The organism is Mongoliibacter ruber (assembly GCF_003003005.1).
GTDB classification, from domain to species: domain Bacteria; phylum Bacteroidota; class Bacteroidia; order Cytophagales; family Cyclobacteriaceae; genus Mongoliibacter; species Mongoliibacter ruber.
The window spans coordinates 31,327-44,301 of record NZ_PVTR01000008.1; the positions used below are offsets into that span (position 1 = coordinate 31,327).

Below are 12,975 nucleotides of genomic sequence, written 5' to 3' on the forward strand. Positions count from 1 at the left end.
CCATACATCAAAATCAAAAAACTCAGGGTCAAACTCAGAAATGAAATAAAACCCATTAAGGCGCTAGAAGCCCAATTTGATTTGCCAGGTTTAAAATATTTGTTGACTCCAGATACTTTCGAAAAATGACAGGGAGTGGGAAGTTTGAGAGCCTTTCAATTCCTTCATTACTAAGGAAGCAGGAAATTAAAATAAAAAAATATGGGTGAAACGTACCAGTCTCACCCATAGTTTAAGTATTTGATCTTCTGTAATTAAATTTTTGATCAGCCAGTGAAAATCTTCAAAATATCATTGCCTATTGCAAAAACCATCAGTGCTAACAGCAAGACCATTCCTACTTTTTGGGCATTTTCCAAGAAACGGTCTGAAGGAGCCTGTCCTGAGATCATTTCATACAAAAGGAACATGACATGACCTCCATCCAAAGCTGGAATTGGAAGCAGGTTCATAAAAGCCAAAATCATAGAGATCAATCCTGTAATACTCCAAAATTTCACCCAATCCCAACGGCTTCCATAGATTTTAGCCATCCCGATGGGTCCGCTCACGTTTTTGGCTGACACTTCACCTGTAAACATTTTGCCCAATGCCCTTGCGTTGATAATGACAACACCAAAGGCCCTCTCTGTTCCTTTTACTACAGATTCACCTACGGAATAGCGTTGGGTAACCAGTTCCAAATTCTGATTGAGAAAACCAATTGTCCCATCTTCCGAAACTGCTATGGTCTTTTCTATTTCTTGATTATCTCTGCTAACCAAAAAAGTGGCTTCTTGACCTTTCATATCAGCCAATTTCTTTTGCAACTCATCAATATAAGTCACCTTTTGATCATTGACAGCAATAATTCTATCTCCAGATTCCAATCCTGCAGTTTCTGCGGAACTTTGCGGTGCTACCTCATACACTTTGACAGGATGTCTGATGTCTATAAACTGAGACATGCTCTCTTCATCTGAGAAGGAATTGATAAATCCTCGAGGAATTTCTAATTGCAAGGTCTCATCCCCACGCTGTACCGTATAATATCCACCACTGCTTAACAAAGCTGTTCCACCTGACAACTCACCCAAGGTTTTGTAAGGTTCTCCATTGATGTCGAGAATTCTATCCCCGTCCTGGAAACCTATCATTTTCCCTATATCATAAGCCACGATACCGTGTTCAACCACTTGGTCCCTTGAATAGTAAGTTTCACCCTTTTGGTACACCAATACCACAAAGATGATAATACCTGTGATGACATTGACGATTACCCCTCCAAGCATTACAATCAAACGTTGCCAAGCTGGTTTTGCTCTAAATTCCCAAGGCTGGGGTTCGGAAGAAAGTTGCTCCGTGTCCATGGATTCATCCACCATACCGGAGATTTTGACAAAGCCTCCAAGTGGGATTGCGCCAATGGAGTACTCTGTTTCACCCCATTTAAATCCTGCAATTTTTGGCGGAAAGCCTATAGAAAATTTCTCTACTCTCATGCCAAACATCTTAGCAGTGAGTAAGTGGCCTAGCTCGTGCAAGCCGACCAAGATTGATAATCCCAGCAAAAGCTGGCCCACCATAATAAGTGTATCCATTATACTTTACTCTTGATTAATTCTTGTGTAATAATTCTGGACTGTTTGTCAGTCTCTTTGTAATCTTCCAGAGAAGGCTTCGCAACAAAGGTAGCCTTTTCTAAGGTCTCTCCTATCAAATCCGACATCTCTAAGAAGCCTACTTCGTCTTTCAAAAATGCTGCCACTGCAATTTCATTTGCAGCATTCAATATACATGGAGCATTTCCGCCTTTTTCCAAGGCAAGATAAGCTAACTTTAGATTTCTGAATGTATCCACATCTGGTTGTTCGAATGTCAGATTGGGGTATTTGGCAAAATCAAATCTAGGGAAATCGGATTTAAATCTGTCTGGATAACTTAACGCAAACTGAATAGGGATACGCATATCAGGCAAACCAAGTTGTGCTTTGATAGACCCGTCTTCAAATTGCACCAATGAATGTATAATAGACTGCGGATGCACCACCACTTCTATCTGATCCTTTTCTACTGCAAAAAGCCACTTGGCTTCAATCACTTCTAGCCCCTTATTCATCAAAGAAGCCGAATCTATAGTGATTTTAGCTCCCATGTCCCAATTAGGATGCTTAAGCGCTTGTTCTTTGGTTACTTTCTCCAAGAATGTAATATCTTTCCCTCTAAATGGACCACCAGAGGCGGTGAGAATAAGTTTTTCTATCGGATTGTGAAATTCCCCCACCAAACACTGAAAAATTGCTGAATGCTCCGAATCAACGGGATAGATATTCACGCCTTTTTGCCTTGCTAATTGCGTGATCAGCTCTCCCGCGACTACCAAAGTCTCCTTATTGGCTAAAGCAATTTGCTTTCCTGCTTCTATCGCACTGATCGTAGGCAATAATCCTGAATACCCCACCAAAGCGGTAAGCACCACATCGATGGTTTCCATTTCTACTACCTGAGCAAGGGCTTTTTCTCCGGCATAGACTTTTATATCTGCGGGAGAAAGGGCGTCCTTTACTTTTTCATAGTGCAGTTCATTGGCAATCACCACGCAATTTGGCTTGAATTCCAAAGCCTGCTGAATCAATAAATCTGCGTTATTTTGGGCAGTTAGCACCTCCACCTCAAAATTATCCTTGTGTGACCTTATCACTTCCAAGGTCTGTGTTCCGATGCTTCCTGTAGAGCCTAGGATGGCTACGTGTTTTTTTTCTGACATGAAATCAATTTTGAACCAAGAACCAAATGGCTCTATTTTTTCAATCTGACAAAATTACAAGGTTCAGGGAGTTTTCCTGCTTATTTTTCCGTCTTTTTGAAAAGGGGTAGATTTGGTATATTAATAGTTGTTAAATTATGATCTTGGAAACTCAGAGTAAATAACCCTAAAAGAACGTGAATCGTTATGAACGACATGATGAAAAATTTAAAATTTATCTTTTTGGCATTTTGTGGTGGTCTGATGGGGGCTTGGACCTTTCAACAGTTTCAGTCAGTTGAAGAAAACCTACAAATCACAGATAGTTACTACAACGAAAAACCATCTATGAATGTCAGTTATGACAACCATAAAGAAGGGGTTACCAATTCTCCTGTATCGTTTGTGGAAGCTTCCGAAATAAGTACACCTTCCGTAGTTTTTATCAAAAATTTCTCAGGATCTGACCAAAGGAGGTATAGTATTTTTGATTATTTTTTTGGAACAGGACCTACCCAGAGGGTAAGTACCGGTTCGGGCGTAATCATCAGCAATGATGGCTATATCATTACCAACAACCACGTCATAGACAGGGCTGAAACTATCGAAGTGGTTCATCAAAGAAGAACCTATTCGGCCAAACTTATAGGGACGGATAAAAACACCGATATAGCGGTCTTGAAAATTGAGGCCAACAACCTCCCTGCGATCAAACAAGGAAGTAGTAGGGAACTGCGTATTGGAGAATGGGTGATAGCGGTAGGTAATCCATTTAACCTTACCTCGACCGTCACCGCAGGAATCGTTTCTGCCAAAGAAAGACAAATCAATATATTGGGAGGTGAATTTCCCTTGGAGTCATTTATTCAGACAGACGCACCAATCAACCCTGGAAATTCTGGAGGAGCATTGGTCAATATCAAAGGTGAATTGGTAGGAATCAATACTGCCATTTTATCTCGTACAGGTTCTTACACAGGGTATGGTTTTGCAGTACCCGTAGATATTGCAGTCAAAATCTCAAATGACCTGATCGAGTATGGAGAAGTTCAGAAAGCAATACCGGGACTAGATGTGGTGGAGATCACACCCGAACTGGCTGAGGAGATGCGTTTAGAGGACTTGGATGGTGTGATCGTCACGCATGTCATCCGTAATGGGGGCGCAGACAAAGCCGGTTTACAGCGCAATGATGTCATCACTCGAATTGAAGGCACCAACATCATTGGGAAAGGAAGTTTCGAAGAAGCGCTTTCTTACCACTATCCGAGCGAAAGAATCCAGGTAGAGTATATCCGCAAAAACGAGAGAAAAACGGCCAGCTTGACACTCCAAAATTTAGAAGGAGGAACTGGTATCCTCAAAAGGGAGTTTTTCTCGTCCAATATCCTTGGAGCAAGACTCGAAGCTGTCAACGCCATAGAACGAGATAGATTGGGAATAGATTTTGGGATCAAAATTACTGGTTTGACAAGAGGGTATCTTAGAGATTTGGGCCTAAATAATGGTTTTGTCTTGACTAAAATCAATGATGAACCAGCCAAAAATCCTGAACGAGTAGGAAGATTCTTAGAGGATTTCAGTGGTCGATTAAGAATCGAAGGTGTCACACCAAGCGGTCAGACATTTATGCAGTCTTACAGTATCCGCTAAAGGAAGAATCCTACGTAGATTTGAATTTGCAGATTAAATTTTGGTAACTTATAGAAAAATAGAAAACATGAAAACGCCAGAACTTACCTGTGAAAAATGCTTTGAAGACTTTCAAGAATCTTTGGAAGAATTAAGTACCCTGGTAAAAGACAGTGATAAACATGAACTTAACGCTGCACACCAGAAAAGACTTATCCGTTCTTTCGAGGTTACACATGAATTGGCAATTCAAACCATCAGCGAGTTTTTTAGAAAAAATCGTAAAACTGTCTTCAGTGGATCAAGAGATGCTACTATAGAGGCCTTTAATGAGGACTTGATTGATGATGGCAAAGCATGGCTGGATATGATTATTGATAGGATCAAGTACAATCCACTTTACCCAGAGGACTTTGATCATGAATTATTGTACAACATCCGTAAAAAATATTACAGGTTACTATTGAACTTCGAAAGAATAATGAAAGATAAGCTGGACTGAAAGTCCAGCTTTTTTATTAGAAATTGATCATTTTTCGCTGTGCGGGTGTATTGTTATTATATGGAAATATGATTATCCGCAATCATGCCACTAATCAATTAAACGAGGGTTTATTGGCAAACGGATACTAATAGATATTGGATATTTATATTGGTTCGAAATCACAGGTTAATTCTATTATTTAGATTCTACTGGTATGAAAGCGGATATACATAATATGGAAATATAATTGCTCATCGATGTTACCCACAAAAGTTTAAAACGAAAAAAAAATCAAATTATTTTTTCGTGACATTGTCACATTTTAGAATCTCTTTTCGTCTTTGGGATATGCAATAAAATTTATTGCCTTCACCGACTAAACTGCGTGGAACATGAAAAAGCCTATCTTCCCTCAATTGAAATGGTCTATTTTTTATTCATTTGTAGCCATTCTATTCTTGACACTACCCTCCTGCCATGACGAGGTCAAGAGCAATTATACTTTTCGGGCAATGATTCCGGTATTTTTGGATATGAATACGGTTCGGGAAGCGGATATTCTCATAGAACCTGCCAAACCACTCGATAGTCCAGGTAAAATCTATATCTATGGAGATTATCTGTTCATCAACGAACCCCAAAAAGGCATCCACATTTTAGACAACAGCAATCCTTCATCTCCTCAGACACTCAACTTCATCAATATCCCGGGAAATGTAGACCTGGCCATCAATAGCAATTTTTTGTATGCAGATAGCTATGTAGATCTTCTTGTTTTTGACATCAGCAATGTCAGGAAAATCAACCTTGAAGAAAGGGTGGAAGATGTATTTGAGCATATGTATTCAGATATGAGCAGGTCAACCATCCTAACGTATAAAGACACCATTCTTACATCTGATTCAGAAATGATGTGGGGTTGGCAAGGAAGGCCCGGCAGGTGGATGACTATGGAGATGGCTGCATCATCTGACCTGTCCGGAGCATCGCAAAGCTATGGTCAGGGAGGTTCAATGGCAAGGTTTACTTTACAAAGCGGGCACCTATATGCTGTAGATGATTACAGTTTAAGGGTGTTTGATGTGCTCCAAGCAAACAAACCAAAACACCTGAAAAATATTGATTTGGGCTGGGGAATTGAAACCATTTTTCCTTTTCAGGAAAAACTGTTTATAGGTTCTACTACCGGCATGTTTATCTATGATGCCAGTGATCCTTCTGATCCACAAAAAATGTCCATGTACGAACACATCACTGCCTGTGACCCCGTAGTGGTCAATGAGCGATATGCCTTTGTGACTTTAAGGTCAGGTCCCATGTGCAGATTCGGTGTTGACGAACTTCATGTGCTGGACATCCAAAATCTTTATGCTCCAAAGCTGGTCAAAGCCTATCCTATGCTCAACCCACATGGCCTTTCGCTTTTTGAAAATTACCTGTACCTGGCTGAAGGAAAACACGGGCTAAAAAGTTTTAACGTTTCAGATGTCAACACCATTGACACCAATCAACTGGAATTCCTAAAAAGCATGAAATCTGTAGACATCATTGCCGGACCAAAATCCCTGATCGTGATAGGGGCTGATGGAGTTTGCCAGTTTGATTACAGCAACCCAGCCCAACTGCAGAAACTCAGCTGTGTTCAGGTCAGGAATCCCGTAATCGTGTAGAACATGAAAATCACATTTCTATTATCCATATTGTTTTGTCTGATTACTGAAAGCCTTATGGCTCAACAGTCCATTTTTTTTCACCAAATCGAAATGGGACCATCCTTTGGGCAGGTAAAAACCTGGAATGATGAGCTCGAAACAAGGGTCAATTTTTCATTCCAAACCCTGAATGGAGTACACATCAATTCCAAACATGCGCTGGGCATTTTACTTGGAGTGGACAGCTACCCAGGTTTTGTATTGGCACCGATAGCCTTTGGCTGGAGAGGAACATGGGATATAAAAGGCAGGAATAAATTCCTCTATGGGATGGATTTGGGTTATGCTTCTGCCTTTTTGGAAAAAAGGGTTCTAGATAATTTTACAGAAAGATGGTTTGAGGGAGGTTTGCTGGTCAGTCCAAACATCGGATGGAGATGGAAATCCAAAAAAGAAAAATTTGATTACTCTTTTTCTTTAGCCTTCAGAAGACAGCACGCCTACTTTTTTGAAGGAAGCAGAGGAGAAGGGCCAAATCTACCTGGACTTCCCCCTGGTTTTAGTGCGATTCGGGAAGAATCCTATATCTTCAATAGTCTGATAAGCAGATTTGGAATATTTTTTTGAGAAAATAACAAGAATTTTTCTCCTAAAGCTTAGTTTAGCTTTTAGTCAAACTCTTTTGTTTAGTTCGAATTTCCTATTCATCCCTATATTTTTTGCTTGCAGCAATCCTTTTTCGCAATTTCCTGGAGTTGGTTGACACCCGATACTTTTGTCGGGAGAATGATGAATGACAGTCATGCTTTTTCAATATATGATACCGCCAATATGCTGCAAAGAAAACTAGGTCCTTGGTCGGAAGAGAAAGAGGTGGATGAATACCAAGGGTATATTTTAGGAAGTATTCACCAAGGACAGACAGCATACAACAGGGACAAAAATCTCTTGATACATGCGCAGATCAACAGTGATATTGTGGAAATTATCCCAGTAGACTCCCCATCAGAAAAAATCACCGTAAGTGGTCCGATTCCCGAAGCCCTGAAATACGAAATAAGAGGATCAGGTCGAAATATAGGTGCGGAAATTTCTATGGAAAACACCATTGCATACAACAACTTCTATCTAGGCAGTAACTCTATATTTTTAGTCTATTTAGGCTTTAGCAGAAACACCCCTCTTCTGTTCCCTTTTGTAACTGTTATGGTTTATTAAAAAAAGTTTTTAGAAAGTTGGGCTAGGGATTTACGAAACCCGTCCGACTGGATGTCATCCGAGCGGGTAAGATTTAAGATTTGCACCGGGCAGGGATGGCTGTAGGAGCCGTATTGGGATGGCTGCTTTGTCAGGGATGAAACGCCTTTTGATTTTCACCATCATTTCCCTTTATTTTTCATGATAAATTTTCTTTTATCAAGAAAAAATATTTTTCTCTGACTTGTGAACTATATTTACTGATTCGAAAAAACCAGATTATTTATTGGAAATATGCTTGAGGTAAATGGACTGATCAAAAAGTACGGAAAACAAAATGCGGTGAATGACATCAGCTTCCGGCTTGAAGGTGGTGAAGTGGTAGGGCTTCTTGGGCCAAACGGTGCCGGTAAAAGTACCACCATGAAGTGCATTGTTGGTTTGTTGAGAAAAACATCGGGGGAAATATTGATCGGCGATCATGACCACCTATCTGTATCTGCTAAGAAATTGTTTTCCTATATTCCGGAAACTCCCCATATCTATGATCTCTTGACGGTAAAAGAGCACATGCAATTTATTGCTCAAGCCTATAGAGTGGACAATTGGAAAGAAAAAGCGGATCAATGGATGGAGCTGTATGACTTGACCGACAAACAGGACAAACTGGGTCGTGACCTTTCGAAAGGAATGCGGCAAAAAGTCTCCATTTGCTGTGCTTTGCTTCCCGATCCTCAATTGCTGTTTTTTGACGAACCCATGATCGGACTTGATCCCAAAGCCATCAAAAACACCAAGAAAATCTTCAAAGAGCTGAAAGAAAACGGTAAAACCATATTGGTCAGTACCCACCTCATTGACAGCGTAGAAACCATAGCCGACCGCATCATGATCATGAAAGATGGCAATATCATTGGCAATGATACCCTGTCTAACCTCAAAACTCAATTCAGTGCTACAGATGATTCAAGTTTAGAAGATTTATTTTTAGAACTCACCAAAGATGAATGAATTCAGACTTTTGTTCAGGAAAGATATTTTCGTCCTGATCAACAATATCAAACTCATCCTTAAAAACCCACTGAGGCTTCTCCCCTACGTATTTGTTTTGGGTTACTTCAGTTTTTTTTATTTCAGAAGGAGCAATAAAAAGGCGGAAATCAATACAGATCAGCTCGAAGAATTACAGGGAGTGGCTGAAGAGCTCGCAACGCCCAACTTTGCTGCATTGAATATCACCGGAGGTCTGACCTTGATTGCATTGGTATTTCTGATGTTCCAGCTTTATAAGGCCACCAAAAAAAACATCAGCTTTTTCAGTATGGCAGATGTCAACCTGCTATTTACAGGGCCTGTAGCACCACATAAGATCCTTATTTACTATATGATAAGGTCTATCTTTCCAGCCTTGGGTGGATCTCTCCTTTTTATAATATACAGTACGGCTCAGCTCAATGATGTCTTTGATCTCAATACAGGAAATGTCCTGATCATGGCCATTGGCCTGACACTGTTCTTTTTTATCCTGTCCCCAATTAGATTCCTGGTCTATACCCTAAACACCAAGTATGATATCTTGGAATATGTAAAAGGCGGTGTATTTGGTTTGGGAATAGTATTGGCTGGTATGATCATCATACCTGGACTGATGGCAGAGCAATTTTGGCAGGGAATGTTTGCCTGGATTGGAGCACCTTGGTTTGATTTCTTTCCACTGGTAGGCTGGAGTAGAGCGATACTTACCTATCTGGGGCATGAAAACCTCTGGATTGTAGCGGGGTTTGTGACTGTTTACCTATTGACTTTTGTACTGATAGTCCAGCAAGTCATAGCTCATGCCGGTCACTATTACGAAGATGTATTGGAATCCACCCAATCCAAAGAAGAAGTCAAAGAAAAAGCCAGAAAGTCCCAAGCTTCTGAGTCCGCAGGAAGCCTCAATACAAAGAAAAAACTGGACTTGCCGAATTTCGGAGTTGGCGCCACTGCATTGTACTGGAGAAACTATGTGCATAGCAGCCGTCAGGATTTTCATCCATTATTTGGATTGTATGGCCTACTGCTTAGTGCGCTGGCCATTGTTTTTGCAGTATTGTCCCATTTTGATTGGTTTTCCCACCAAGTGATTTATGGCTACATGGGTCTGTTGATATTCATTTATTTCTTTGCAGGAATGGGCCGTACCAATATTGGAGACATGAAAAAGCCATTTTTCATATTGATTCCGGATTCATGGAGCAAAAAATTCTGGAACATGATCAAGCTTGACGTTTACCAGACCTTGATATTTTCTATGATCTTGATTGTCCCTACCGTGTTGATTGCCAAACTGAGTTGGGGGTTGATAATACTTTTCCCATTGGTCATGCAGTTTTTCTATTTGACAGGATTTGGGATAACATTGGTGACGCATGTAGGATTTGAAGAAGGTTGGGACAGGAAGTTGATACGTCCACTGATCATTGGTGGAGTTGCTTTTTTTGGGATATTACCTTCTTTGGCAGCAGGCTTGTTTACTTTCATCATTTCCCAAAAAGTAGTCTATGCCTTCTTGGGATTAAGTCTTGGAATGTCTATCGTGACTGCCGTCATGCTACACCTGACGATGGATATCATCAGCAAAGTGGAATTTAAAGAAGCTTAATCAAAGGGCCTTTTCCATGAGTATCCTGTGTTCCTGGACTTGATCTTTTTTGATCAGGTCCACGATCATAAATCCCCGATTCAACCCGAAGTGAATCATCTTGGTAAGGCGGTTTCTTGTTTTGAACTGCACCTTTTGGTAGCCGTGATTTTTGGCCCATTCCTCTTGGGTATTTGCCAGCTTTGTGGCTATACCCATCCTTCTGAAGGAAGCCAGCACCCCTCCCATCCAAGAATAGAATACACCTGGAGTAGCAGATTGGTAGCCTACCTTGAAACCAGCAAGCTCACCATCTACTTCTGCTATTAATATTAGGTGTGGACGATCTGACAACCTTTCATGATAAGTCTTCTCAGAGTACGGTTGAAAAAACTCTGGTACCCTTTGGCTCAACATTACTACTTCTGCAATGCTGCCATTTCTGATTTTGATTTCCCTGTTTTTCATATCGAAATCTCCATTTTGATATCACATCGTTCATACTTACCACACTCTTTTGCAGCTTCCCGAAAGCCAAGTTTACGATACAGTGACAAGGCCGGAGCAAGCTTGGTGTTGGAATATAAAACTACCTTGTGGCCACCCATAGATTTGGCTTTAATCAGGATGTGCTGACCTAAAAGTAAGCCCAGTTTTTTACCTCTTGCTTCGGGCATGACACCCATTTTGATCATCTCATAGACCCCATCTTCTACTTTAGAAAGGGCCACCGTACCCAAGACCTGATCATTTTCTTGAGCAAAAATGATAGCACCTCCTTTGGAAATGATGTTTTCATCAGGATTTTCGAGTTGCAACCTATCAAATTCTTCCAGTGCAAAAAGCTCTGCTATCCATTGCTTGTTGATATTTTCAAAATAGGGCTGAAGGTCTGGCTTGTAATCGATGATCTGGATATGATTCATGTGGATAGTATTTACCTTCCACAAATTACCTGAAAAAGACTGATTGTAATAATCTAAAAGTATAAAAAAAGCGGCCTTTTGGCCGCTATAATTAATTCTCAAATTCCATTGTCACTTGTCTACCGACTTTTTCCTTTTGTTCCATCTCGAGCAATTTGGATTTTCTCCATATCCCGCCTGAATACCCTGTTAGTTGACCATCTTTGGCCACTATTCTATGGCAAGGCATCATGATAAGAATTGGATTGGCACCTACGGCCGTTCCTACTGCCCTTACAGCACTGGGATTACCAAGGTTTCTGGCAATCTGTTCATAAGTACTCGTTGTACCAAAAGGTATCTTATTGACTTCCATCCAGACTTTGTGTTGGAAATCAGTCCCACCTAGTGCAACAGGAACGTCAAACGTCTGTTGTTTTCCTTGGAAATACAGCCCAAGCTGTATCCTGACATCCATTAGAACGTCATCTAGAAAATCATCTGTAGCTACCTCATCGGTAAATTTCATCTTTACCACGTAGCCATCCCAAGCCTCGACCTTAATATTGCCAAGTGGGGTTTCCATCACCGCAAATTCTTTCTTCATATTTACTGACATTTAAGGTTAATACTCCAATATTTCAATAAACAATCCCACGTATTATCATTACAACGGTCTCAAAAGCCTTTTGTCTTGAAAAATACCGTTTATTTTATAAATCTTTAAAAATCCCCCTGAAAGCTCAGGTCAATACATCACCAAATTAGCATTAATATTTTTGCCTCTAGTGAATTTGTGAAAAAAATTATGGATAGATAGAATGATATCACTAAAGTACCCTGACCTGCTATACGGATCCCAAATGATACACGATCTCTGGGAGGCGGGTTAAATATCCAAAACAATCGTTGATACTAAATTTTTGATATTACTGGCAAATCAGCGTACAATCATGAAACAACTACTTGAAAACAAATGCCAATCAAACCATCATGAGTCTATACCTCCACACTTCTCTAATATCTAATATATTCACGTAAAAAGGCTTATAGACAGGGTTGCTAGAGCAAAGCAATAGTCTTTCTTTGTCTTTGATCTGATTGTAGGCTATTTTGAAAGTTACTCCGTCTTGTTCGGTAACCACCACGTACTTTTCTCCATCTTTGATGACTGTCCAGTCATCTACATATTCACATACAATCCAAGCACCATCGGGAATCGGCAACATGGAATCACCATCTACCTGAAATACCCTGTGTTTTTTGTCTGTAGGCAAAAAAGGAAGAGAAAACCTTGGGAGTTCTTCTATGTAATCAGGATCTGAAAACCCAGCAAGGTAGGACGCTTTGGCCTTTTGAGACACTACTTCAATCAGCTCTCTTCCCTCGGCATCCACTGTAGTGGTGAGGATTCGGAGATTTCTCCCATGTAAAAACTGATCAGCTTCCAGCATCTGCCTGAGTTTATATTCAGACATAGTCCCCAGATTCTTTCTCAAAAGCACATCAATTGACACCCCGAAATAATCTGATATTGAAAGCACTGTTTCCAGAGGAGGATTGATATTGAGCTCATAGCCAGCAAGCTTAGACCTACTAATCCCCAGTGCATGGGCTAGTGTTTCCTGGGTGAGGGATTTCTTTTTACGTAGAAATTTAAGGTTAGAATGTAAATGCATATTCTTGGTGTTTTAGTCATCTCATAAAGTATAGCTACAGCTATAATGCGTTTACCATCATCTATCATCACTTAGATT

13 protein-coding genes are annotated in these 12,975 nt (G+C 40.4%); 7 read left to right on the forward strand and 6 right to left on the reverse strand.

Going from position 1 to position 12,975, the window contains the following annotated elements:
- Positions 1–266: 266 nt before the first annotated feature.
- Both rseP and CLW00_RS13765 read right to left on the reverse strand, forming a co-directional pair.
- Entirely contained in the window at positions 267–1,580 is a 1,314-nt protein-coding gene (gene rseP / locus CLW00_RS13760) for an RIP metalloprotease RseP (protein WP_106134279.1), read from the reverse strand.
- Complete coding sequence (locus CLW00_RS13765) at positions 1,580–2,746, reverse strand: 1-deoxy-D-xylulose-5-phosphate reductoisomerase (RefSeq protein WP_106134280.1); 1,167 nt, start codon at positions 2,744–2,746, stop codon at positions 1,580–1,582. Before CLW00_RS13765 ends, rseP begins: the two co-directional genes overlap by 1 nt.
- A 186-nt stretch (positions 2,747–2,932) precedes the next feature.
- Here CLW00_RS13765 and CLW00_RS13770 point away from each other — a divergent pair, with 186 nt between their 5' ends.
- The 7 genes from CLW00_RS13770 (at position 2,933) to CLW00_RS13800 (ending at position 10,334) form a co-directional block, all read left to right on the forward strand.
- Positions 2,933–4,378: a S1C family serine protease gene (locus CLW00_RS13770; protein ID WP_106134281.1), complete on the forward strand. Its 1,446-nt coding sequence runs from the start codon at positions 2,933–2,935 to the stop codon at positions 4,376–4,378.
- 67 nt (positions 4,379–4,445) lie between these two features.
- Positions 4,446–4,859 carry a nucleotidyltransferase substrate binding protein gene (locus CLW00_RS13775; protein WP_106134282.1) on the forward strand — a complete coding sequence of 138 codons (414 nt, stop codon included), beginning with the start codon at positions 4,446–4,448 and terminating at the stop codon, positions 4,857–4,859.
- Positions 4,860–5,233: 374 nt separating this feature from the next.
- Positions 5,234–6,511 carry an LVIVD repeat-containing protein gene (locus CLW00_RS13780; protein WP_106134283.1) on the forward strand — a complete coding sequence of 426 codons (1,278 nt, stop codon included), beginning with the start codon at positions 5,234–5,236 and terminating at the stop codon, positions 6,509–6,511.
- Between the two features lie 3 nt (positions 6,512–6,514).
- On the forward strand, positions 6,515–7,120 hold the full coding sequence (locus tag CLW00_RS13785) for a hypothetical protein (protein WP_146131427.1): 606 nt from the start codon (positions 6,515–6,517) through the stop codon (positions 7,118–7,120).
- Between the two features lie 96 nt (positions 7,121–7,216).
- On the forward strand, positions 7,217–7,711 hold the full coding sequence (locus CLW00_RS13790) for a hypothetical protein (RefSeq protein ID WP_146131428.1): 495 nt from the start codon (positions 7,217–7,219) through the stop codon (positions 7,709–7,711).
- 273 nt (positions 7,712–7,984) lie between these two features.
- Positions 7,985–8,701 carry an ABC transporter ATP-binding protein gene (locus tag CLW00_RS13795; protein WP_106134286.1) on the forward strand — a complete coding sequence of 239 codons (717 nt, stop codon included), beginning with the start codon at positions 7,985–7,987 and terminating at the stop codon, positions 8,699–8,701.
- A complete protein-coding gene (locus CLW00_RS13800; RefSeq protein ID WP_106134287.1) occupies positions 8,694–10,334 on the forward strand; it encodes a putative ABC exporter domain-containing protein in 1,641 nt (546 codons plus the stop codon). Before CLW00_RS13795 ends, CLW00_RS13800 begins: the two co-directional genes overlap by 8 nt.
- Here the strand turns inward: CLW00_RS13800 and CLW00_RS13805 are convergent, their stop codons facing one another.
- The 4 genes from CLW00_RS13805 to CLW00_RS13820 form a co-directional block, all read right to left on the reverse strand.
- Positions 10,335–10,781, reverse strand: coding sequence for a GNAT family N-acetyltransferase (locus CLW00_RS13805; protein ID WP_106134288.1), 447 nt, complete (start codon positions 10,779–10,781; stop codon positions 10,335–10,337).
- Complete coding sequence (locus CLW00_RS13810; protein WP_106134289.1) at positions 10,778–11,239, reverse strand: GNAT family N-acetyltransferase; 462 nt, start codon at positions 11,237–11,239, stop codon at positions 10,778–10,780. The genes CLW00_RS13805 and CLW00_RS13810 overlap by 4 nt, the downstream gene beginning before the upstream one ends.
- Before the next feature lie 91 nt (positions 11,240–11,330).
- Positions 11,331–11,825, reverse strand: coding sequence for a methylated-DNA--[protein]-cysteine S-methyltransferase (locus tag CLW00_RS13815; protein ID WP_106134489.1), 495 nt, complete (start codon positions 11,823–11,825; stop codon positions 11,331–11,333).
- A gap of 376 nt (positions 11,826–12,201) precedes the next feature.
- A complete protein-coding gene (locus tag CLW00_RS13820; protein WP_106134290.1) occupies positions 12,202–12,897 on the reverse strand; it encodes an XRE family transcriptional regulator in 696 nt (231 codons plus the stop codon).
- Between the last annotated feature and the right edge of the window lie 78 nt (positions 12,898–12,975).